A 25,523-nucleotide genomic window follows, 5' to 3' on the forward strand; every position below is an offset into this window, starting at 1 on the left:
GTAATTACCGTTGAATCATCATTGGTAATATCGGTACCTGAAATATCTGATACTGGTCCAAGTGATCCTGTTCCATTTACCGTAGCAGTATTTGTAATACTTCCAAGGTCGATATCATCCTGTGTGATTGTATAGTCCTGAACATATACCCAAGTCTCTGTTACATCAAGTTCCATATCTCCATCCGTATCGCCGGTAGGTGCTGCTGTAAGCAGTCCTCCTAACAATGCATCTGTAACAGTAACCGCTGAAATACTTGTGTTACCTTCATTTGTTACTGTGAAAGTATACGTTATAGTATCTACACCTGCATCTGCACAGTCGTTGGTTCCGTTCTCATTGAAAACTGCTGTCTTAACCAATGCAATTGCATCATTCTGACAAACTGTAGTTACCGTTGCATCATCATTTGTAATATCGGTACCAGAAATATCTGATACTGTTGTTCCATCTGCATCAGTCCCTTCAACTGTAGCTTGATTAGTAATTGTGCCAAGGTCAATATCTGCTTGAGTAATCGCATAATCTGCTGAATATAACCAAACTTCATCAAGATCTAATAAGTTATCTCCGTTCGTATCACCACCGTCAAAACCAATCGCCACTACTGGATTTGGTGCTTGTAATAATGGGTCTGTGACAGTTACGTTTCCGAGGGGAACGTTCCCTTCATTAGTTACAGTAAATGTATATGTAATTGTATCATTCCCTGCATCAGCACAACCATTACCATCCAAATCATTGAAGATTCCTGCCTTAACGATTGCAATAGCTGGCGCTGGTGTTTGTGCAACCAATATGTAAACTGTAGCAGTATCTGTTGCTCCATTTGCATCTGTAATTGTATATGTAAATGAGTCTGTTCCTGTATAACCTGTATTAGGAGTGTATACAATGTCTCCGTTAGGAGCCACAGTAACAGTTCCATTTGTTGGGTCTGTATTAGAAGTCACACTAAAAGTATCTCCCTCAGGATCATTGTCATTTAAGAGAACATTTTCCATAATTTGCGTACCAACCTCTGTATAATATGCATCATCATTTGCCACTACAATATTATTTGCATCTTCTAGAACAGTAATGGTTACAGTTGCAGTATCACATAATGCAGGCGTTCCGTTATCACATAATGTATAAGTAAACGTATCCTCTCCTATGAAATCAGGGTTCGGTGTATATGTATATGTTCCGCTAGGATCAACTACTACAGTTCCATTTGCAGGATTTGTATTCGCAGTTACCATTATTGGATCTCCATCAAGATCATAATCATTAACAATTACATTTCCTGAGACTGGTATATTCACTTCTGTTGTGTTCGTATCGTTATTTGCAATAGGTGGATCATTACCAATAATTGGGTTTGCAATAACTTCAATAGTAACTATTGCAGTATCACAAGCTATTGGACTTCCTCCATCACAAACTTGATATTCAAAAGTTTCTTCTCCAACAAAGTTAGCTGCTGGTGTATAGTTATAAGTTCCATTTGCATTAAATACTAATGTACCTCCTGCTGTTGGCCCACTTAATAATGTAAATACTTCGGTTCCTGTAGGTCCATCCAAATTCACATCATTAGTTCCTACATCTCCACTTACTGGTGTATTAACAAATGTGTCATTAATATCATCAATAGCTAAAATTTCGTTGTTCGGTCCACCTACAAGGATATAGACCGTTGCCATATCAGTGGCACCGTTCGCATCCGTGATGGTGTATGTGAAAGAATCCGGTCCTTCATATCCTGCATTTGGTGTGTACACGATATCCCCGTTCGGAGCTACCGTTACCGTCCCGTTGCCAGGGTCCGTGTTAGATGTTACCGTGAAGGTATCACCCTCCGGGTCACTATCGTTATCCAGGATATTACCGGTGATGTCCGTTCCTCCAAAACCATTGTACGAATCATCGTTCGCAACAACGATGTTGCCGTTGTCCGGCACCACCTGTATCGTTACCGTAGCGGTATCGCATACCGTTGGGTCAGCGTCCTCACATATAGTATATGTGAACGTGTCCTCGCCGGTGAAATCAAGATTTGGAGTATATGTATATGTTCCGTCAGGGTTCACAACTACCGTTCCGTTGGTAGGGTCCGTGTTCGATGTCACACTGAAATCGTCCCCGTCGGGGTCGTAGTCGTTCGATGTCACAGTCCCACTCACAGGGGTGTTCGCCTCCGTGGTATTCGTATCGGCGTTCGCAACGGGCGGCTCATTTCCACTTGTAGGGATGGGCTGTACCTCGATGTATACCGTCGCAGTGTCGCAGGCCTGTGGGCTCCCGTCATCACATACCGTGTAACCAAAAGAGTCCTCGCCAACAAATCCAACCGGTGGCGTGTACGTATAGGAACCATCGGGTGCAATCGTTACAGTTACCCCCTGTGCCGTGGTCACCGTTGGTGTAGTTACCGTCTGGATGTCGCCCTCGGCGTCATCATCATTGGTTAGTACATTCCCGCTTACGGGAACATCAACATAGGTATCGTTTATGTCATCTACAGCTGTGGTGGTGTTACCATTGTTTGCCGTTACGGTAATATAGACCGTTGCCATATCGGTGGCACCGTTCGCATCCGTGATGGTGTATGTGAAAGAATCAGGTCCCGTGTACCCAGAGTTCGGTGTGTACACGATGTCCCCGTTCGGAGCTACCGTTACCGTTCCGTTGCCAGGGTCCGTGTTAGATGTCACCGTGAAGGTGTCGCCCTCCGGGTCACTGTCGTTATCCAGGATATTACCGGTGATGTCCGTTCCTCCAAAACCATTGTACGAATCATCGTTCGCAACAACGATGTTGCCGTTGTCCGGCACCACCTGTATCGTTACCGTAGCGGTATCGCATACCGTTGGGTCAGCGTCCTCACATATAGTATATGTGAACGTGTCCTCGCCGGTGAAATCAAGATTTGGAGTATATGTATATGTTCCGTCAGGGTTCACAACTACCGTTCCGTTGGTAGGGTCCGTGTTCGATGTCACACTGAAATCGTCCCCGTCGGGGTCGTAGTCGTTCGATGTCACAGTCCCACTCACAGGGGTGTTCGCCTCCGTGGTATTCGTATCGGCGTTCGCAACGGGCGGCTCATTTCCACTTGTAGGGATGGGCTGTACCTCGATGTATACCGTCGCAGTGTCGCATTCTTGCGGAGCACCATCGTCGCAAATAGTATATTCAAATGAGTCTTCACCCACATAATCAGTAGGTGGTGTATAGGTGTAGTTACCGTCAAGTGAAATAGTTACAATTACTCCTTGAGCTGTTGTTACTGTTGGACTCGTAACTGTTTGTATATCTCCTTCAGCGTCATCATCATTGGTAAGCACATTTCCGCTAACCGATACATTTACATATGTATCATTAATATCGTCAACGGCTGTTGTTGTATTTAAGCCGTATATTGTGAAATACACAGTTGCAGTATCAACAGCACCTAAATCATCAGTAATGGTATAAGTAAATGAGTCAGTTCCTAAGAAACCTGCATCAGGAGAATATGTAAATGTTCCATCAGGTGCAATTACTAATGTTCCATTTAACGGCTCAGTATTATCAGTTACCGTAAAATTGTTTCCTTCTGGGTCAAAATCATTTAAAAGAATATCACCCATTATTGGAGTTTCTGCAAAACCGTTATATGCATCATCATTTGCAACAACAATATTACCGTTGTCAGGGATTACTTGGATGGTTACAGTTGCAGTATCACAAATTGTTGGGTTCGCATCTTCACAGATAGTATAAGTAAAAGTATCCTCTCCTGTGAAATCAAGGTTTGGAGTATATGTATATGTTCCGTCAGTGTTCACCACGACAGTTCCGTTTGAAGGATCTGTATTTGATGTTACACTGAAATCGTCTCCGTCAGGGTCATAGTCATTTGATGTCACAGTTCCATTAACCGGAACGTTCACTTCGGTAGTGTTTGTATCTGCATTTGCCACAGGCGGCTCATTTTCGCCGGTAGGCAATGGCAACACTTCAATATAAACCGTTGCTGTATCACAAGCTTGTGGATTTCCGTTGTCGCATACTGTATATTCAAAAGAGTCTTCACCTACATATCCAGGAATTGGAGTGTATGTGTAAGAACCATCAGGAGCTATTGTTACAGATACACCTTGAGCCGTAGTGACAGTAGGTGTTGTTACAGTTTGGGTATCACCCTCAGCGTCATCATCATTGGTAAGTACGTTTCCGCTAACGGGTAAGTCTACATATGTATCATTAATATCATCTACTGCAATTGTACAGTTTGCTAAAATAGTTATAGGAACCGTTGTTCTACATCCATTAGCATCAATCACATTTACAACATAAGATCCAGCTTCTAAGCCGGTAAATACTCCAGAAGCTTGGTTTGCACCTCCATCTAAATTATAAGAGTAAGGAGCGGTTCCTCCAGTTGCAGACACTGTTACAGAACCGTCAGCACCACAAACGCTATCAACTTGAGAATCGATTTGCGCTGATAAAGCCGAAGCTGGCTGCTGTACAGTACCACTGTCTGTAGTAACACATCCTCTAGAGTCTGTGATTGTTACGGTATATGTACCCGCTGTAAGGTTGTTGATATCTTCTGTCGTAGCGCCATTACTCCATAAATAAGTATAAGGAGCGGTACCACCGGTAACCGTCAAGTCCAATGAACCTGTTGCATTTCCGAAGCATAGTACGTTCGTCGCGGCGATGCCAGAGTCCAGAACATTCGGTTCGTTTACGGTAGCATTTGCAGTTGCCATACATCCAGTAACCGAATCTGTCACTGTAATCATATAACTTCCGCCAGAAAGTCCAGAAATATCTTCGGTAGTTGCGCCATTGTTCCAAGCAAAGCTGAAATTCGCCGGACCTGAACCACCTGTAACGGTAGCATTGATCGTACCATCACTGTCACCATTACATGTAACAGGAGTAGCCAAAAGGCTTACCGAAAGGTTAAGACACGTTCCAGGGTTTACTTGTGTTGAAGCTGTCTCGATACATCCATTGGCATCGGTAACGGTAACCGTATAGGTCCCGTCTGGAAGACCCGTAATTGTTTGAGTCGTTTGTCCACCGGGCGACCAAGAATATGTATAAGGAGATGTCCCACCAGTTACCAAGGCAGTAGCAGTACCGTCATTAGTATCAGGACCGCTCTCGTCCGTAGATGTTGCTGAAACATTTAGGGCATTTGAAGGCTCTACTATTGTTACACTTTGCTCCACCGGTAAACACTGTGTTCCATCTATGGTAACGCTAACATCATAAATACCCGCACCTAAAGTTGAAATAGTACTTGTTGTCACACCACTGAACACCTGTTGCGGAGTCGTATCCCATGTAAAGGTAAACGTTGCGTTAGGATTTGAAACTGAACTTGCACTTACCGTAACACTCCCCGTTGTATCTCCTTTACATAGAACATCTACCACGTTATCAACAGTCACGATGGCATCACAAGTGTCGCTACAATCTATAACAACTCCTTGGGTCAACGTACAATTGTTTGCATCTGTAATCGTTACCTGATGAAGACCTTGGGGCAAGTTCGTTGCCGTCATTGTCGTCTGGTTGTTTGCACTTGCACTCCATAGATATGTATAGGGAGGTGTTCCTCCACTTGGGGTCGCAGTAGCCTCTCCGTCGGCACAACCTTGCGCGGTTGTTGCATTCTCTTTCGTTATTATAACGCTTATTGGTGCAGAAGGCTCATCGATGTTGATTCCCCCTTGTGTAATCCTACATCCATTGGCATCCGTAACCGTTACCGAATACGTGCCTGCGGCCAAACCTGTTAAATCTTGAGTTGTAGCGCCATTGCTCCATAAATAAGTGTATGCCGGAGTACCTCCACTAACAGTGATGTCAATCTCTCCTGTATTTCCGTCATTACAGAGAACGTCTACAGTAGTGAAAACAAGTGATAAAGCAGAAGCTGGTTGCGTTACAGTAGCACTATCACTCAAAGTACATCCTCTTGCATCCGTAATGTCAACAGAATAAGTTCCTGCTGTAAGGTTGTTTATATCTTCGGTAGTCGCTCCGTTACTCCATAAAAAAGTATAAGGAGATGTTCCTCCAGTTACTGTCAAGTCCAATGATCCTGTTGCATTTCCGAAGCAAAGAATATTACTAGCTGCGATTCCTGAACTTAAAACATTTGGTTGGTTTACTGATGTATTGGCAGTTGCTGAACAAGATGTTTGAGAATCTGTTACAGTTACAGTATAAACTCCTGCTGAAAGTCCAGTAATCGTTGGTGTAGTTTGTCCGTTACTCCATAAATAGCTGATGTTTGCAGCACTAGAACCTCCGGTAACAGTTGCCGTTGCAGTACCGTCGCTTAAACCATTACAAGATACAACGGTGTTATTAGCTACAACAGATAAATTTAAGCATGTACCTGGATTAACAACTGTAGATCCAGTAGCTATACATCCATTAGCATCAGTAACCGTTACCGTATATGTACCCGAATCCAATCCTGTAATGGTTGAAGTTGTTTGCCCTCCTGGACTCCAAGAATATGAATAAGGAGGAGTTCCACCCGTTACGTTTGCTGTTGCAGTACCATCATTAGTTGTTGGTCCATTTTCATCTGTAGAAGATGTAGAAACGTTTAGTGCATTTGCAGGTTCAGTAATAGTTACACTTTGTTCAACCGGTAAACACTGTGTACCATCAATAGTAACACTTACAGAATAAACTCCAGCCGCCAAGCCATTAACGGTGCTAGTTGTTACATTTGAATCTTGCTGAATCTGTGTATTTCCTTGATCTGATGTCCACGTAAAAGTAAATGTTGCTCCTGGATTGGCAACAGAACTAGCCGTAGCTGTTGTGCTACCAGTTGTTGCACCTGTACAAAGCACGTTAGTTACATTAGGTATCTGTATAACTTGATCACAATCTTGAACACAGTCTATATTAACAGATTGTACTTCCATACAACCATTAGCATCAGTTACCGTAACCGAAAAATCCCCAACTGGAAGATTTGTTGCCGTAGGACCTGTTTGGTTATTAGCAGCAGCACCCCATTGGTATGTATATGGAGCTGTTCCTCCAGAAGCCGAAGCAGTTGCAGTACCATTAGTACAGCCACCTGTTTGCGAAGCATTTGTTTTAGTAATAAGAATACTTACAGCTTCAGGTTGAGCAACTGTAGTTTGTGATGGACTTACAGGCAATGAACATTGCGCACTATCCGTAACAACAACCTCATAAACACCAGCAGGAACATTCATAATGTCCTGTGTTGTCATTCCATTACTCCATTGATATGTATAAGGCGGAGTACCTCCAGTAACTGTAATATCGATAGAACCATCTGAACCTCCAAAACATGAAACATCTGTAGGGTCTGCAACTACTGAAATATCACTAGGAATGACGATTGAGGACCAAACATCATCTGCATCTAAAGAACAACCTCCATTAATAGTCCCGTCATAAGATAAAGTGGCGGTTACATTTCCTTCAAATGGCGCTGTACCATTGTAAACAAAAACTCCATCCAATTGATTTGAAGTTCCTATTTGAGTTCCGTTAAGGAAAAATGTCCAAGTAAAATTATCTTCTTCCGTTTGACAACTAGGATCGGCTGGGTTTGGCGAAGTCAATGAAAATGTCCCATCATACACAATAGCATCATTACAATCTTGACGCGTTATTGTTCCAGCCAAAGTTGGGCACGGAACGCAAAACTGCGGAGTAGGAAATGAACGGTTAATTATATTACATTGTGAAGATTCATAATTAATAACTGAACTTCCTGTTCCCGATACACCACAAACATTTGGTAAATCCACAGCAACAATATCATAATTCAGTGTTATAGTTTCATTAGAAACAGTAGCTACATTCCAATTCAAGGTGTTTCCACTTAAAGTGACATCACTTGCATTTGGTGTTAAACTTGAAACAATTGAACCTGGCACCAACTCAAAACCCGGTGCTATCTGATTGACAACCAAGGGCTGTCCGGGCAGCGCCCTAGCTGCCACAACTAGTCTCCCCAAAATATCTTGATAAATAGGTCCAAGATCTGCAATATTGAATGTTATCTCAGCACCACCTGTATTTTGCACACCTTGTAAAAGTGCTGTTGCATTGGTCAATCTAATGGCATCATTTTCATAAGTACTCAAAAGACCTATTGAATAGACATTCTGGGTATAGGTCTGTCCACTAACTGTGGTTGTTTGGGCATTAACACCAGCTGCAATTGCCAATTGTATACAGTCTGTATCGTTATTTCCGTTATTAGGGTTGTTCAGATTTACAGTTTCTTGACAAGTATCTAGCGAACCATCTGGATTGTTTCTTCTATTTGCAACACCATCAGTAAGCAGAAGTATACTTCGAGAAATATTACAAGTAAAATTACCCTGACTCGTCATTAATTGATCCGCTTTCAATATAGCATCTTGAACATTTGTCGCCCCAGAAGCTACATATCCATTAATCCTTGCTGTTAATAATGTTCTATTGGCCGGAGTATCTAGCAATAAATTTGTATCTATTGTACCTGTAGATGAATACGACACTAATGCGACTTTGTTCATCCCTGTTGGGTTATTAGCGGGTGAGAACAATTCATTAATAAAATCTTGTGCAGCGTCTTGTGCAGCAACAATAGGCAGTGGTGTAGAAGGATCCCCATCACCGTCACCCATAGAGCCAGATCTATCAATAACTAGAATTACCTCAGCAGGCTGTGGCGGTGGGTTTCCCGTTATTGAAACTGTAACGCCAAATTGATTACAAATATCCGGATCTGGAACTGCCGTTTTTTGAATGGTTACAAAAGGATCATTGTTTTGACCTTGAGCCATACCAAAAGCAAGAAATAAAAACAAAAAAGAAATTGTCTTTAATACGCTATTGATAGAGATTTTTTGAGAGTGTAGAAATTGTTTCATAAATATGAACTTTAAGGTATATACCTCTATAATTTAATATTGTTAATTATCTTTCAGATGGGTCTGAAATATAGGCACTTAAAATGGTTGTCAATTTAGATGAATCACATTTTGGATTTGTCGCCTGCACTTTAACACAACCCCATCTGTCAACTGGAGTTCCTTTTGGCACCTCTACTAGGACATTAAAGGTTTTTTTCTGTCCCGATGAAACAGTTATTGTATTTGAAAGTTTAGAGCGCTTTGCCCAATTATCAATTATCTTAACATTTAACGGAACATTAGGTTGCTTACTTGCTTTTCTTTCATTTGCACAAGATTGTGTTACATCAAGAAATTCTATGATGTATGTTTGTGAAGCCCTGCTGTTATTTTTCAATTCCAAAACATACAAAACTCCATTCTCTGGTACCGATTTGAAATTTCGATTTTTCTCTACTGATAAATCAGAGTTACAGTTCTGCGAAAAACCAATGTTACAAACAAAAAGAAAGAAAAATAATAGCGAAAGGCCCTTATTGATTTTTAAATTAAATTCCGTATTTAAATATTTAGTTTTCATAAAATTAACATTCAATTGATTAATGTTCTCACCTATCGGTAAGCAAATATAATTAGAGGTTTAAACATTATATGTAAAATAAAAGGTTATTAGTTTAAATGGTTTAAAGTTTCGCTCAACTACATAATAATGTCAATTTTTACCATAAATTTTTGTAGGAAACAATTCTACAAATCTCTCTTTAAACCCTTAAAACATAAATAATGGCTGTTTAAAAATTGTAAGAACTAATAGTACGTAAAACTACGTGTTATGGTTTTTATTTTTTCAAAAAAAAACTCAAAAACGTCAAAAATATAGTTTGCTTTATGAGGTGAATTTTATCACTTTTAATGCATATCTATGAGATGATTATCAATTTCAGACTTAGTTCTCATTAACTAAAATAAAATACCATCTTAATTTTATCGACAAAAGACGAAATTAATCGATAAAAAACAAAATTAATGGATTGCAACTCAGTTTTTTTGTAAGAAAATACTTCAATAATTTCAGTTTTAAAGACAAATTAAGTCTGATTTAAAGTCCTCAACAAACTTTATATTTGCATTTTAAAAAAAGACCATAATGTCCTTACAAAAAGAAATATCACGCAGAAAAACCTTCGGTATTATCTCTCACCCTGATGCAGGAAAAACTACCCTCACAGAAAAGTTACTTTTATTTGGTGGAGCTATACAGGAAGCGGGTGCCGTGAAAAGTAATAAAATAAAAAAAGGCGCTACGAGTGACTTTATGGAGATAGAACGCCAACGTGGAATTTCAGTAGCAACTTCAGTATTAGCATTTGAATATGAAGGAGTTAAGATAAACATATTAGATACTCCTGGCCACAAAGATTTTGCTGAAGACACCTTTAGAACCTTAACAGCCGTAGATAGTGTTATCGTTGTAATCGACGTTGCAAAAGGTGTGGAGGAACAAACCGAAAAGCTCGTTGAAGTCTGTCGCATGCGCAACATACCCATGATTGTTTTTATCAATAAAATGGACAGGGAAGGTAAAGACGCCTTTGAACTCCTCGACGAGATTGAGCAAAAACTCGGACTCCGCACTACCCCACTTTCGTTCCCAATTGGCATGGGTTATGACTTTAAAGGTATCTATAACGTTTGGGAAAAGAATGTAAATCTCTTTAGTGGTGACAGTCGCAAAAACATAGAAGAAACCATTGAAGTTGAGGATATCTCTTCGGAAATGTTAGATCAATTAATCGGCTCTAAAGCTGCTGAAACATTACGAGAAGAATTAGAACTTGTACATGAAGTATATCCAGATTTTGATAGAGAAGAATATTTGAGCGGAAATTTACAACCCGTATTTTTTGGCTCAGCTTTGAATAATTTTGGAGTAAGAGAATTATTGGATTGCTTTATTGAAATTGCACCAAAACCACAACCTAAAAACAGCAATACACGACTAGTAAAACCAGAAGAAAAAGAATTTTCAGGGTTTGTATTTAAGATACATGCCAACATGGATCCAAAACACCGTGATAGATTAGCTTTCGTTAAAATAGTTTCAGGAACATTTGAACGAAACACAAATTACCTGCACGTTCGTAATGGAAAGAAGATGAAATTTTCAAGTCCTAATGCTTTCTTTGCTGAAAAGAAACAAATTGTGGACATCTCGTATCCTGGAGATATTGTAGGACTGCATGACACAGGAAGTTTTAAAATTGGCGATACACTTACTGAAGGAGAAGAAATGCAATATAAAGGTATTCCTAGTTTTTCTCCTGAGCACTTTAAATACATCAACAATGCTGACCCACTTAAAAGTAAGCAGTTAGAAAAAGGTATTGACCAATTGATGGATGAAGGTGTTGCACAGTTATTTACGCTCGAATTAAATGGTCGAAAAGTAATTGGTACCGTAGGCGCACTACAGTTTGAGGTAATCCAATATCGATTAGAACATGAATACGGCGCTAGTTGTCGTTACGAAAACCTAAATGTACACAAAGCATGTTGGGTGGAAGCAAAGGACCCCAAGAGTGAAGAATTTAAAGACTTTAAACGTGTTAAATCTAAGTTTTTAGCAACGGATAAAAGAGGACAATTGGTATTCTTTGCAGACTCTGCATTTACACTCCAAATGACGCAGAGTAAATATCCCAACGTAAAATTACACTTTGTAAGTGAATTTGAAAAAGCTGCTAAAGACGCGATTTAATTTCCAAAATTTATCTACTTTTTTTAATTTATCAAAAAATCGCGTATTTGAATAATTCCTCAAGAAATTTTCAAATACGCGATTCTCAGCGATTAGGATTTTATCAATTTTAAGCTTCTCCTGTGGGTCCAAAATTGATTGGAATATTAGGTTGATTAAATTCTTTGATTTGCCCGTGCTGCTTTTCAAATCGGCTTATGTTTTCATTTAAAGCTTTCAGTAATCTTTTAGCATGTTGTGGAGTGAGTACTATTCTAGATTTCACTTTACTTTTTGGCACCCCGGGCATTATAGAAACAAAGTCAACGATAAATTCAGATTGAGAATGATTTATGATTGCTAGGTTGCTATATATTCCTTGAGCTGTTTCAGCATCGAGCTCTATATTTAATTGTCCTTTTACGGGTTGTTCTTTTTGATCAGCCATTTTTCAAATATTTATTATTTCCGCGGAAGCGAAAAACATGTTATTTTAAATTATTTAATAAAAATACAAAATCCCATGACAAGCACGGGATTTTGATGTATTTAAACTATTGGGATTTCCAATACTCCAGAATTAGTTATAATTAACTTCTTCTTTCTCTTTTGTCATTTGTTTAAGCTCTTCTTTAGAACCTACAATAATAGTATCATACTTACGCATTCCTGTTCCGGCTGGTATTTTATGACCTACGATTACATTTTCTTTAAGACCTTCAAGCGTATCTATCTTACCTGCTACTGCAGCTTCGTTCAATACTTTTGTAGTTTCCTGGAAGGAAGCGGCTGAGATAAACGATTTTGTCTGTAAAGACGCTCTCGTAATACCTTGCAAAATAGGTGTTGCTGTCGCATTGACTGCATCACGTGCTTCCACAAGAGTTTTATCTGCTCTTCTTAAGATAGAATTTTCATCACGCAACTCACGTGAAGTCAAAATCTGTCCTTCCTTCAATGTATCACTATCTCCAGCGTTTACAACTACTTTCATTCCAAAGATTTTATCGTTCTCTTCGATAAAATCTGATTTATGAACTAATTGGTTTTCTAGGAATAGTGTATCACCACTATCTACAATACGTACTTTACGCATCATTTGACGAACTACAACCTCAAAGTGCTTGTCATTAATCTTCACACCCTGAAGACGATATACTTCTTGAACTTCATTTACCAAGTACTGTTGTACAGCAGATGGGCCCTTAATTCTTAAGATATCCTCTGGCGTAATAGAACCATCACTTAATGGCATTCCCGCTCTAACGTAGTCATTTTCCTGAACTAATATCTGGTTACTCAATTTAACCAAGTATTTCATTACTTCACCAAGCTTAGACTCAACGATAATCTCACGATTACCACGTTTGATTTTTCCAAAGGAAACAACACCATCAATCTCACTTACAACAGCAGGATTTGAAGGGTTACGAGCTTCGAATAACTCAGTTACACGTGGAAGACCTCCAGTAATATCACCCGCTTTCGCAGATTTACGTGGAATCTTAACTAAGATTTTACCAATCTTAATTTTCTCGTTGTCCTCAACTTGAATTAAAGCTCCTACAGGTAAGTTATAGCTACGAATTACTTCGTCACCTTTACCCATAATTTGAAGTGTAGGAATCTTTTTCTTGTCTCTAGATTCTGTAATTACCTTTTCTTGGAAACCAGTTTGTTCATCAATTTCAACTGCATAAGTAATACCTTGTTCGATATTCTCGTACTTAATTTTACCAGCAAATTCAGAAATAATTACACCGTTGTATGGATCCCATTGAGAAACAACATCACCAGCCTTTAAAGTATCACCATCCTTTACATAGATTGTTGAACCGTACTGAATGTTATTCGTACTTAATGTAATACCCGTCTTCTTGTCAATCAATTTTAACTCTGATGTACGAGAAATAACGATGTCAATATCCTTACCTTCACTATCTTGACCTTTTACAGTCTTCAAGTCCTCAATTTCGACTTTACCGTCAAATTTAACTTTAAGTTTATTCTCTTCGGAAATGTTACCAGCAATACCACCCACGTGGAACGTACGAAGTGTTAACTGTGTACCAGGCTCTCCAATAGATTGTGCAGCAACAACTCCTACAGCTTCTCCTCTTTGTACCATTTTATTGGTCGCTAAGTTTCTACCATAACATTGTGAACAAATACCTTTATCTGCCTCACATGTAAGTGCTGATCTAACCTCTACTCTTTCAATAGGAGACGCTTCAATCCTAGCTGCAATATCTTCATTAATATGTTGACCGCTTTCTACTAAAACTTCTTTAGTGAGAGGATTAATAACATCGTTCAATGAAATTCTACCAACAATTCTTGCAGAAAGTTTTTCAACAACCTCTTCATTTTTCTTCAATGCTGAAACTTCAATACCTCTTAAAGTACCGCAGTCTTCGCTGTTAACAATAACATCTTGCGAAACGTCAACCAATCTACGTGTTAAGTAACCTGCATCTGCCGTTTTTAAGGCCGTATCTGCAAGTCCTTTACGTGCACCGTGTGTTGAGATAAAGTATTCAAGAATTGAAAGACCTTCCTTAAAGTTAGAAAGAATAGGGTTTTCAATAATTTCTCCACCGCCACTATTCGATTTTTTAGGTTTTGCCATCAATCCACGCATACCTGTAAGCTGACGAATCTGTTCTTTAGATCCACGTGCTCCAGAATCAAGCATCATGTATACCGAGTTAAATCCTTGCTGATCTTCTCTAATACGCTTCATCGATAATTCAGTAAGCGCCGCGTTGGTCGCTGTCCAAATATCAATTACTTGATTGTAACGTTCGTTTTGCGTAATTAGACCCATGTTATAATTGGCTCTAATTCCATCAACTTTTTCGTTTGCTTGATCAATCATTGGATACTTTTCAGCAGGGATAATGATATCACCTAAACTAAAAGATAGCCCTCCTTCAAATGCAAACTTGTATCCTAACGTTTTAATCTCATCAAGGAAATCAGCGGTTTTTGGTACACTTGTTACCTTTAAAATATTACCAATAATATCTCTAAGAGATTTTTTAGTCAATACTTCATTTATAAACCCTGCTTCTTCTGGCACTCTTTCATTAAAGATTACTCTACCTAAAGTGGTAGTAATAATTTGCATGGTAAGCTTACCTTCCTCGTTGAAATCTTTTGTTCTAATTTTAATTTCAGCATTCAAATCAACCATCTTTTCATTATAAGCGATGATTGCTTCTTCAGCAGAATAGAATGTTAAGCCTTCACCTTTAACTTTCACGTCTTTTGTAGACATTCTATGTTTTGTCATATAATAAAGACCCAATACCATATCCTGAGAAGGTACAGCCACTGGTGCACCGTTAGCAGGGTTCAAGATATTGTGTGAGGCTAGCATTAAGAGTTGTGCTTCTAAGATTGCCTCCGGCCCTAATGGAAGGTGTACTGCCATTTGATCCCCATCAAAATCGGCGTTAAATGCCGTACATACCAATGGGTGCAATTGTATTGCTTTACCTTCAATTAACTTAGGTTGAAACGCTTGGATACCCAAACGGTGCAACGTTGGCGCACGGTTTAGCAATACTGGATGTCCTTTAAGAACGTTCTCCAAGATATCCCAAACTACAGGCTCTTTTTTATCTATAATTTTCTTTGCAGATTTTACAGTCTTTACGATTCCACGCTCGATAAGCTTACGAATCACGAAAGGCTTATAAAGTTCTGCTGCCATTCCCTTAGGAATACCACATTCAAATAATTTTAATTCAGGTCCAACAACAATTACCGAACGTGCAGAATAATCAACACGCTTACCAAGTAAGTTTTGACGGAAACGTCCTTGCTTCCCTTTCAATGAATCTGAAAGTGATTTCAATGGACGGTTGCTATCTGTTTTTACTGCTGAAGATTTACGCGTGTTATCAAACAATGAATCTACAGATTCTTGTAACATACGTTTCTCATTACGTAAGATTACCTCTGGCGCCTTGATTTCCATCAATCGCTTTAAACGATTGTTACGGATAATTACACGACGATAAAGATCATTTAAATCTGACGTTGCAAAACGACCACCATCAAGTGGCACTAATGGACGTAATTCTGGTGGGATAATTGGTACCACCTTCATAATCATCCATGCCGCTTTGTTCTCTCTGTTTTTATTTGCGTCACGCAATGCCTCAACAACTTGAAGTCTCTTTAATGCTTCAGTCTTACGTTGTTTTGAAGTCTCGTTGTTTGCTTTGTGACGTAACTCAAATGATAATGAATCTAAGTCGATACGATTTAATAAATCGATAAGACATTCAGCACCCATTTTGGCGATGAATTTATTAGGATCAGAATCTTCTAAATATTGATTTTCTTGAGGAATTGAATCTAGGATTGCGATGTATTCTTCTTCAGTTAAGAAATCTAATTTTTTAACTGGATCTCCTTCTTCATTTTTTGCAATACCGGGCTGAATTACTACATAACGCTCGTAGTAAATAATCATATCCAATTTCTTAGATGGCAATCCAAGAAGGTATCCTATTTTGTTAGGTAAACTTCTGAAATACCAAATGTGAGCAACAGGTACTACCAAGTTAATGTGCCCTACACGGTCACGACGTACTTTTTTCTCAGTTACTTCAACACCACATCGGTCACAAACGATTCCTTTGTAGCGAATTCTTTTATATTTCCCGCAGGCACATTCATAATCCTTTACGGGACCAAAAATACGCTCACAGAAAAGGCCGTCACGCTCTGGTTTGTGCGTACGATAGTTTATAGTTTCTGGCTTAAGCACCTCTCCTCTCGACTCTGCAAGAATCGCTTCGGGTGATGCCAATCCGATAGAAATTTTATTAAATTTCTTCTGTTGTTGTTCGTTATTATGTCTTGCCATGTTGCTGTATAATAATCGTTATTAATTTTGAAAAATAGACCTCTTAAAGGTCAATGAAGAACTATATAAGTGGGTAGGTTAACATTTCCGAAGAAACGTTAACCTATTTCACTTTGTTATTCTTCTAGTCTAATATCAAGTCCAAGACCCTTCAATTCGTGCATAAGTACGTTGAATGATTCTGGTAATCCTGGTTCTGGCATTGCTTCTCCTTTTACGATACTCTCGTATGTTTTAGCTCTACCAATAACATCATCAGACTTTACTGTCAATATTTCTCTAAGTGTAGCTGATGCACCGTATGCTTCGAGTGCCCAAACTTCCATCTCTCCAAAACGTTGACCACCAAACTGGGCTTTACCACCTAGCGGTTGTTGCGTAATTAATGAGTATGGTCCTATAGAACGTGCGTGCATCTTGTCGTCTACCATATGTCCAAGTTTCAACATGTAAATCACACCTACTGTTGCAGGTTGATCAAAACGTTGTCCTGTTCCACCATCATAAAGATACGTATGTCCAAATCTTGGAATTTCAGCTTCATCTGTCAATTCGTTGATTTGATCAATTGTTGCACCATCAAAAATAGGAGTCGCATATTTACGACCTAATTTTTGACCGGCCCATCCTAATACGGTTTCATAAATCTGACCAATGTTCATACGTGATGGTACCCCAAGTGGGTTCAACACGATATCTACTGGAGATCCATCTTCTAAGAATGGCATATCTTCATCACGAACGATACGTGCAACGATACCTTTGTTACCGTGACGTCCCGCCATTTTATCACCTACTTTAAGTTTACGTTTTTTAGCAACATAAATCTTAGCAAGTTTTAAGATACCGGCTGGTAATTCGTCACCCACAGAAATTGTAAATTTCTCACGACGTAAACTACCTTGTAAATCGTTCTCTTTAATTCTATAGTTGTGCATTAAATCTGCAACCATAGTATTAGTTTCATCATCTGTTGCCCATACACCACCTACTAAATGCGTATAATCATCTACGGCATTTAACATTTTTAAGGTGTACTTCTTACCTTTTGGGAATACAACTTCACCTAGATCATTCATAACACCTTGAGCTGTTTTACCACCTACGATGTTGAATAATTTATCAATTAAAACTTCTTTAAGCGCATCAAATTTAGCGTCATACTTCACTTCAAGTTCAGTAATATCTTCTTTATCTTTTGCTCTCTTGCGTTTATCTTTAACTGCTCTTTCAAATATTTTCTTGTTGATAACAACACCATGTAATGATGGAGAAGCTTTTAATGAAGCATCTTTTACATCACCAGCCTTGTCACCAAAAATAGCACGAAGTAATTTTTCTTCTGGTGTAGGGTCACTTTCTCCTTTTGGAGTAATCTTACCTATTAAAATATCACCAGGTTTTACTTCAGCACCAATGCGAATCATTCCTTGCTCATCCAAGTCTTTTGTAGCCTCTTCTGAAACGTTAGGGATATCATTTGTCAATTCTTCGTTACCTAATTTGGTGTCACGAACATCTAATGAATATTCATCAATATGAATTGAAGTAAAGATATCTTCACGTACGACTCTTTCAGAAATTACAATCGCATCCTCAAAATTATATCCTTTCCAAGGCATGAAGGCAACCTTCATATTACGTCCTAGTGCAAGCTCACCTTTCTCGGTAGCATACCCTTGACATAATACTTGTCCTTTAGAAACTCTATCACCTTTCTTTACGATTGGCTTCAGGTTAATAGAAGTTCCTTGGTTTGTCTTTCTAAATTTAATAAGTTGGTATGTTTTCTCATCACTATCAAAACTTACCATTCCAGCTTCTTTGGTACGGTCGTATTTGATTGTAATTTCGTTTGCATCAACATACTCAACAGTCCCGTCTCCCTCTGCATTAATTAATACACGAGAATCACTAGCAACTTGTCTTTCAAGACCAGTACCAACGATAGGAGAATCTGCAATCAATAAAGGAACTGCCTGGCGCATCATGTTACTTCCCATCAAGGCACGGTTGGCATCATCATGTTCCAAGAATGGAATCAATGAAGCCGAAATCGATGCAATTTGATTAGGCGCAACGTCTGCATAGTTAACTTGCGTTGGCTCAACAACTGGAAAATCTCCTTCTTCACGAGCAATAACTCTATCAGTATCAATTTTTCCTTTTCCGTCAAGCGGAATGTTTGCCTGCGCAATCATTTGTCCTTCTTCTTCTTCAGCTGAAAGATATTGTGGCTCCGTTTTTAAATCGATAACTCCATTTGTTACTTTACGGTATGGGGTTTCAATAAAACCAAGATTGTTCACTTTTGCATAAACAGCCAAAGATGAAATAAGTCCAATGTTTGGTCCTTCAGGAGTTTCAATTGGGCACAATCTTCCGTAGTGTGTATAGTGAACGTCACGAACCTCAAATCCTGCTCTCTCTCTTGATAAACCTCCTGGTCCTAATGCTGAAAGACGACGCTTATGCGTAATTTCGGCAAGTGGATTTGTCTGGTCCATAAACTGCGATAACTGGTTCGTTCCGAAGAAAGAATTAATTACCGAAGAAAGGGTTTTCGCATTAATCAAATCGATAGGTGTAAACACTTCGTTGTCACGTACATTCATACGCTCACGAATTGTTCTTGCCATACGTGCAAGACCAACACCAAATTGAGATGACAATTGTTCTCCTACTGTACGTACACGACGATTAGATAAGTGATCAATATCATCAATCTCAGCTTTACTATTGATAAGCTCGATAAGATATTTAACAATGGTAATGATATCTTCTTTGGTAAGCACTTGCTTATCCATTGCGATATCAAGACCGAGTTTCTTGTTCATTCTGTAACGACCTACTTCACCTAAATTATATCTCTGATCAGAGAAGAATAATTTATTGATGATACCACGAGCGGTTTCTTCATCGGGCGGTTCAGCGTTACGTAATTGTCTGTATATGTGTTCTACCGCTTCTTTTTCTGAATTGGTAGGGTCCTTTTGTAATGTATTGTGGATAATCGCATAATCTGCAAGGTGATTATCTTCTTTGTGCAATAAAATTACTTTTGAACCTGAATCGATAATCTCTTCGATGTGCTCTTTCTCAAGAACAGTATCCCGGTCTAATACAATTTCATTACGCTCAATAGATACAACTTCACCAGTATCTTCATCCACGAAATCCTCGTGCCAAGTTTTCAACACACGTGCTGCAAGCTTACGGCCTAAGTATTTTTTAAGACCAGTTTTTGATGCTTTAACTTCTTCAGCAAGGTCAAAGATTTCAAGGATATCCTTATCTCTTTCAAAACCGATTGCACGGAAAAGCGTTGTTACTGGTAATTTTTTCTTTCTATCGATATAAGCGTACATAACGCTATTGATATCGGTAGCAAATTCAATCCAAGAACCTTTAAAAGGAATTACTCTTGCTGAATATAATTTTGTTCCATTTGCATGGAATGATTGTCCGAAGAAAACCCCTGGCGAACGGTGCAATTGCGAAACCACAACACGCTCTGCCCCATTGATACAAAAAGTACCACTTGGAGTCATATAAGGAATAGTACCCAAGTACACATCCTGTACAATTGTTTCGAAATCCTCATGCTCTGGATCTGTACAATACAGTTTTAAACGTGCTTTTAAAGGCACACTGTAAGTAAGACCACGTTCAATACACTCTTGTATAGAGTATCTTGGTGGATCTACGAAATAATCTAAAAACTCTAAAACAAACTGGTTGCGAGTATCTGTGATTGGGAAATTCTCTAAGAAAGTCTTGTAAAGTCCTTCTTGGCCTCTTTCGTCTGACTTGGTTTCCAATTGGAAGAAATCCTGGAAGGATTTAATCTGGATATCCAAAAAGTCCGGATATTCCGGCTTATTTTGTACAGAGGAAAAATTCAATCTTTCAGTTAACATTGCTGACATCTATGGACGGAATTAATTTAAAAAAAACTGTGTATGCGTACACTCAAAAAATAGTAACCTTTATATACGCAAAAATGGTTTAGGTCTTTTCGCGCTAAACGAAAGACCTAAACCTTAAGGTTTGGAGTGTGGTTAGCTTACTTAAGCTCAACCTCTGCTCCTGCTTCTTCTAATTGTGCTTTTAAAGCTTCAGCTTCATCTTTCGATACACCTTCCTTGATTGGAGATGGTGCGTTATCAACTAATTCTTTTGCATCTTTAAGACCAGCTCCAGTAAGTTCCTTAACTAGTTTTACAACTGCTAATTTAGAAGCTCCTGCCGCTTTAAGAATTACGTCAAATTCTGACTTTTCTTCAGCAGCATCTTCACCACTACCAGCACCACCAGCAGCAACTGCAACAGCTGCAGCAGCAGGCTCGATACCGTACTCATCTTTTAATATAGTAGCTAATTCATTAACCTCTTTTACGGTTAAGTTAACTAATTTTTCTGCGAAATCTTTTAAATCTGCCATTTTCTATCGTTTTTAAAAATTGTAATTTATTATTTGTATTTAATTAGTGCAATATTGATTATCCTTCTCTTTCAGAAAGTGTTTTAACAAGGCCTGCAATAGTATTTCCACCACTCTTAAGAGCTGAAATAACATTCTTGGCAGGGGATTGTAATAATCCGATGATATCTCCGATAACTTCTTCTTTAGATTTAATGTTCACTAGATTGTCTAGTTGATCATCACCAATGTAGATAGCTTCTTCGATATATGCTCCTTTAAGTAAAGGCTTATCAGATTTTTTTCTGAATTCCTTAATAACTTTAGCAGGTGCATTACCCGTTTCTGAAAATAATAAAGATGTGTTCCCTTTAAGTACTGACGTTAAATTGCCAAATTCCTTATCAGAACTTTCCATTGCTTTTGCTAACAATGTATTTTTAACTACAGCAAGCTTAATTCCTGCTTTAAAACAAGCACGACGTAAGTTTGTAGTGGCTCCTGCATCAAGACCAGAAATATCGGCTAAATAAATAGTCGTATTATCTGTAAGCTGTGCAGTCAACGTTGAAATTACTTGTGATTTTTCTTCTCTTGTCATAAGTTCTATTTGTTACTGCTCAGTAAATCTTTTTGTATCGATTTCTACACTAGGGCTCATTGTACTTGACATGAAAATGCTCTTAATGTAGATTCCTTTTGCCGCTTGAGGCTTAAGTTTTACCAATGTAGTTAATAATTCTCTTGCGTTTCCTGCAATTTTTTCAGCATCAAAAGATGCTTTTCCAACTGCTGCATGTACAATACCAGTCTTATCAACTTTAAAGTCAATCTTACCAGCTTTTACATCAGAAACCGCTTTAGCAACATCCATTGTTACCGTACCGGTCTTTGGGTTTGGCATAAGACCACGAGGTCCTAAAACACGACCTAAAGGTCCCAATTTACCCATTACACTTGGCATAGTTACAATCACGTCAACATCTGTCCAACCACCTTTGATTTTATCAAGGTATTCGTCTAATCCAACATAATCTGCACCCGCAGCTGTAGCCTCTGCTTCCTTATCAGGAGTCACAAGCGCAAGTACTTTTACATCTTTACCCGTACCGTGAGGTAAGGTTACAACACCTCTAACCATTTGATTCGCTTTACGTGGGTCAACATTGAGACGCACAGCTAAATCAACAGATGGATCGAAGTTTGTGTTGGAGATTTCTTTTATTAAAGCAGAAGCTTCAGCGACAGTATAGGTTCTATCCTCTACTTTGCCAGCATTCACTTTTTGCTTTTTTGTTAATCTTGCCATTTTATAGATTCTTTTTTATTAAAAAGGTTCAGTACCTTTTGTTTTAATTCCCATTGAACGCGCAGTACCAGCGACCATTTTCATAGCACTTTCAACTGTAAAAGCATTCAAATCAGGCATTTTGTCTTCTGCAATCACTCTTATTTGATCCCAAGAAATAGTCCCTACCTTCTTAACGTGAGGCTCTCCAGATCCTTTTTTGACCTTAACAGCTTCAAGGATTTGTACAGCAGCTGGAGGAGTTTTAATAACAAAATCAAATGATTTGTCTTTATAAACTGTAATCGCAACTGGCAATACTTTTCCTTGTTTATCTTGAGTTCTAGCATTGAACTGCTTACAAAACTCCATGATATTCACACCGGCAGCACCTAAAGCGGGTCCAACTGGTGGTGACGGGTTTGCCGCACCTCCACGAACTTGCAATTTTACTACTTTACTGACTTCTTTTGCCATGTTCTAATTTTAAATTTGTCGATTCTTTCTGAAGTGGAAGCCAAAGAAAAAATCTATTATATAGCGTGTAACAATTATACTTTTTCAACTTGCATATAGCTCAACTCTAATGGTGTTTTTCTTCCGAAGATTTTAACCATTACTTCAAGCTTACGCTTTTCTTCATTTATCTTTTCAACTGTACCGTTAAATCCATTAAAAGGACCATCAACAACTTTTACAGTTTCCCCTATAATGTAAGGAATATTAACATTATCGTCTTTTACTGAAAGCTCATCTACTTTCCCCAACATTCTATTAACCTCAGACTGTCTTAGCGGTACTGGGTCTCCTCCTTTAGTTTCTCCTAAGAAACCAATAACTCCATTAATGGATTTAATGATATGGGGTATTTCGCCTGCCAAACTCGCCTGAACCATAATATAACCAGGAAAGTAAACACGCTCCTTGTTAGATTTCTTTCCATTTCGAATTTGAACAACCGTTTCAGTAGGAACTAAGACTTGTTCAATATAATCTTCTAAATTCAATCTCTTGATTTCAGAATCTATATATTCTTTAATCTTGTTTTCCTGTCCACTAACGGAACGGACTACGTACCACTTTTTTGTGCTCTTAGTTTCAGTCATTCTTATTATTTTATTAACTCAAAGTAATAAGCTATAATTTTACTAAACACACTATCAACTCCCCAAACAGCAAGTGCTAGGATTACTGAAAATGCAGCAACAATTACCGTAAGACGCTGTGCCTCTGGCCAGGGCGTCCAAGTAACGTGATTTCTTAGTTCATTATAAGACTCTTTAATATAATTTACCATCTTTATAGGTATTTAATTTTCGTTTGTACAAACGTTGCACGGGTTGCGAGACTCGAACTCACGACACCTGGTTTTGGAGACCAGTGCTCTACCAACTGAGCTAAACCCGTATCAAATTCTGAATTACGAATTCGGAATTAAGAATATGATGAATTGGATTTCTAAATTCCCAAAGAAATCCAAGGGGTTTACACACCGTAAGGAGGTAATCCCGTTATAAAAGTCAAGGCGTCCCGTAATACGAGACACCTTAACTCTATTATATTCTCGACTAAAATTTAGTCTAAAATTTCAGTCACTTGACCTGCACCTACAGTTCTACCACCTTCACGGATAGCAAAACGTAAACCTACGCTCATTGCGATAGGAGAGATCAACTCAACATGAATTGTCAAGTTATCACCAGGCATCACCATTTCAACTCCATCTGGAAGACTAATATTTCCTGTTACATCAGTTGTACGTACGTAAAACTGTGGACGGTAGTTATTATGGAATGGGGTGTGACGTCCACCTTCTTCTTTTTTCAATACATAAACCTCGGCTTTAAATTTAGCGTGAGGAGTTACTGATCCTGGCTTAACGATAACCATTCCTCTAGATATTTGAGACTTCTCAATACCTCTCAAAAGGATACCTGCATTATCTCCAGCCTCACCTCTATCAAGGATTTGACGGAACATCTCAATACCTGTAATAGTAGAAGTCAATTTTTGAGCTCCCATACCAATAATCTCAACTGGATCACCAGTATTAGCAATACCAGTCTCAATACGACCAGTCGCTACAGTACCACGACCAGTAATAGAAAATACGTCTTCTATAGGCATCAAGAAAGGCTTATCAACTTCTCTTAAAGGCTCTTCAATCCAATTATCCACAGCCTCCATCAATTCGATAACAGTATCAACCCATTTTTGCTCACCGTTCAACGCACCAAGCGCAGAACCAGCTATTACAGGTCCATTATCACCATCATATTCATAAAAAGAAAGCAAGTCTCTTACTTCCATTTCAACTAATTCTAGCAATTCCTCATCATCAACCATATCTACTTTGTTCATAAATACAACGATACGTGGAATACCTACTTGACGACCAAGAAGTATGTGCTCACGTGTTTGTGGCATTGGACCATCTGTTGCAGCAACAACCAAGATAGCACCGTCCATTTGAGCAGCTCCCGTAACCATGTTCTTAACATAATCGGCGTGACCTGGACAATCAACGTGTGCATAATGACGGTTAGCCGTCGCGTATTCAACGTGTGAAGAGTTAATAGTAATACCACGCTCTTTTTCTTCGGGAGCGTTGTCAATTTGATCAAAAGCCGAAGCTTCTGAGTAACCAGCATCAGCTAATACCTTTGTAATAGCGGCTGTTAATGTTGTTTTACCGTGATCTACGTGTCCAATAGTACCTACATTTAAGTGAGGTTTAGACCTGTCGTATGTTGCTTTTGCCATTTTGTATTTATTTACTTAGTTATATATTAGTGTTCAATATTTATTCTAATATGTTGAGCCAATGACGAGAATTGAACTCGTGACCTCTTCCTTACCAAGGAAACGCTCTACCCCTGAGCTACACCGGCGAGTATTACTTTGCTGGCATCAAGTTTCATATTAACGCTTTTAGATTTGTAACGCGTAATGAACAAGAACTCAAAGAGAAATTATTGCAACTCAATAAAGAGCTACAATAATAAACTGCTTTCGCAGAAAAATAGAGCGGGAGACCAGGTTCGAACTGGCGACATTCAGCTTGGAAGGCTGACGCTCTACCAACTGAGCTACTCCCGCTTTTATAACTTAATGAATTCAATAAAAAAACTAGAATTCACCGTTAATGGTATTTCAATATTTCATTTGTTTAAAATCAGCACAAACGTGCTAATCTTATAACCCCCAATTTTAAGGGGATTTGTGGGGAGAGCAGGATTCGAACCTGCGAAGACGTAGTCAGCAGATTTACAGTCTGCCCTCGTTGGCCGCTTGAG

The 25,523-nt window shown here is 38.7% G+C and carries 13 protein-coding genes and 3 tRNA genes; 1 reads left to right on the top strand and 15 read right to left on the bottom strand.

Annotated elements, in window-relative coordinates; genetic code table 11:
* Together ACSHW7_RS15595 and ACSHW7_RS15600 are read right to left on the bottom strand one after the other, a co-directional pair.
* The coding region (locus ACSHW7_RS15595) for an Ig-like domain-containing protein (RefSeq protein ID WP_435680298.1) at positions 1-8,915 on the bottom strand (8,915 nt) is incomplete at its 3' end.
* Between the two features lie 46 nt (positions 8,916-8,961).
* On the bottom strand, positions 8,962-9,477 hold the full coding sequence (locus ACSHW7_RS15600) for a hypothetical protein (RefSeq protein WP_435680299.1): 516 nt from the start codon (positions 9,475-9,477) through the stop codon (positions 8,962-8,964).
* Between the two features lie 567 nt (positions 9,478-10,044).
* On the opposite strand from ACSHW7_RS15600, the gene ACSHW7_RS15605 reads away from it, so the two are divergent.
* On the top strand, positions 10,045-11,655 hold the full coding sequence (locus tag ACSHW7_RS15605; RefSeq protein ID WP_435680300.1) for a peptide chain release factor 3: 1,611 nt from the start codon (positions 10,045-10,047) through the stop codon (positions 11,653-11,655).
* Between the two features lie 109 nt (positions 11,656-11,764).
* Here the strand turns inward: ACSHW7_RS15605 and ACSHW7_RS15610 are convergent, their stop codons facing one another.
* The 13 genes from ACSHW7_RS15610 to ACSHW7_RS15670 form a co-directional block, all read right to left on the bottom strand.
* Positions 11,765-12,082: a DUF3467 domain-containing protein gene (locus ACSHW7_RS15610; protein ID WP_435680301.1), complete on the bottom strand. Its 318-nt coding sequence runs from the start codon at positions 12,080-12,082 to the stop codon at positions 11,765-11,767.
* Between the two features lie 132 nt (positions 12,083-12,214).
* Positions 12,215-16,516 carry a DNA-directed RNA polymerase subunit beta' gene (gene rpoC, locus ACSHW7_RS15615; protein WP_435680302.1) on the bottom strand — a complete coding sequence of 1,434 codons (4,302 nt, stop codon included), beginning with the start codon at positions 16,514-16,516 and terminating at the stop codon, positions 12,215-12,217.
* 116 nt (positions 16,517-16,632) lie between these two features.
* Positions 16,633-20,445 (bottom strand): DNA-directed RNA polymerase subunit beta, encoded by a 3,813-nt coding sequence (gene rpoB, locus ACSHW7_RS15620; protein WP_435680303.1) that lies wholly within the window; start codon positions 20,443-20,445, stop codon positions 16,633-16,635.
* 137 nt (positions 20,446-20,582) lie between these two features.
* Entirely contained in the window at positions 20,583-20,960 is a 378-nt protein-coding gene (gene rplL, locus ACSHW7_RS15625) for a 50S ribosomal protein L7/L12 (protein ID WP_435680304.1), read from the bottom strand.
* 58 nt (positions 20,961-21,018) lie between these two features.
* Positions 21,019-21,540 carry a 50S ribosomal protein L10 gene (gene rplJ / locus ACSHW7_RS15630; protein ID WP_435680305.1) on the bottom strand — a complete coding sequence of 174 codons (522 nt, stop codon included), beginning with the start codon at positions 21,538-21,540 and terminating at the stop codon, positions 21,019-21,021.
* Positions 21,541-21,552: 12 nt separating this feature from the next.
* Positions 21,553-22,248 carry a 50S ribosomal protein L1 gene (gene rplA, locus ACSHW7_RS15635; RefSeq protein ID WP_435680306.1) on the bottom strand — a complete coding sequence of 232 codons (696 nt, stop codon included), beginning with the start codon at positions 22,246-22,248 and terminating at the stop codon, positions 21,553-21,555.
* An 18-nt stretch (positions 22,249-22,266) separates the two neighbouring features.
* Positions 22,267-22,704: a 50S ribosomal protein L11 gene (gene rplK, locus ACSHW7_RS15640; protein WP_435680307.1), complete on the bottom strand. Its 438-nt coding sequence runs from the start codon at positions 22,702-22,704 to the stop codon at positions 22,267-22,269.
* A 74-nt stretch (positions 22,705-22,778) separates the two neighbouring features.
* The gene (gene nusG / locus ACSHW7_RS15645) at positions 22,779-23,333 is read right to left on the bottom strand and encodes a transcription termination/antitermination protein NusG (protein WP_435680308.1); all 555 of its coding nucleotides are present in this window, start codon (positions 23,331-23,333) and stop codon (positions 22,779-22,781) included.
* A gap of 5 nt (positions 23,334-23,338) precedes the next feature.
* Positions 23,339-23,524, bottom strand: a complete 186-nt coding sequence (gene secE, locus ACSHW7_RS15650) for a preprotein translocase subunit SecE (RefSeq protein WP_435680309.1) — start codon at positions 23,522-23,524, stop codon at positions 23,339-23,341.
* A 37-nt stretch (positions 23,525-23,561) separates the two neighbouring features.
* Positions 23,562-23,634, bottom strand: a tRNA-Trp gene (locus tag ACSHW7_RS15655).
* Between the two features lie 168 nt (positions 23,635-23,802).
* The gene (tuf, locus tag ACSHW7_RS15660; protein WP_435680310.1) at positions 23,803-24,990 is read right to left on the bottom strand and encodes an elongation factor Tu; all 1,188 of its coding nucleotides are present in this window, start codon (positions 24,988-24,990) and stop codon (positions 23,803-23,805) included.
* Between the two features lie 56 nt (positions 24,991-25,046).
* Positions 25,047-25,118 (bottom strand) — tRNA-Thr (locus tag ACSHW7_RS15665).
* A gap of 135 nt (positions 25,119-25,253) precedes the next feature.
* Positions 25,254-25,326, bottom strand: a tRNA-Gly gene (locus tag ACSHW7_RS15670).
* Positions 25,327-25,523: the final 197 nt, after the last annotated feature.

The sequence above is a fragment of the Patiriisocius sp. genome (assembly GCF_051252435.1).
Classification (GTDB): domain Bacteria; phylum Bacteroidota; class Bacteroidia; order Flavobacteriales; family Flavobacteriaceae; genus Patiriisocius.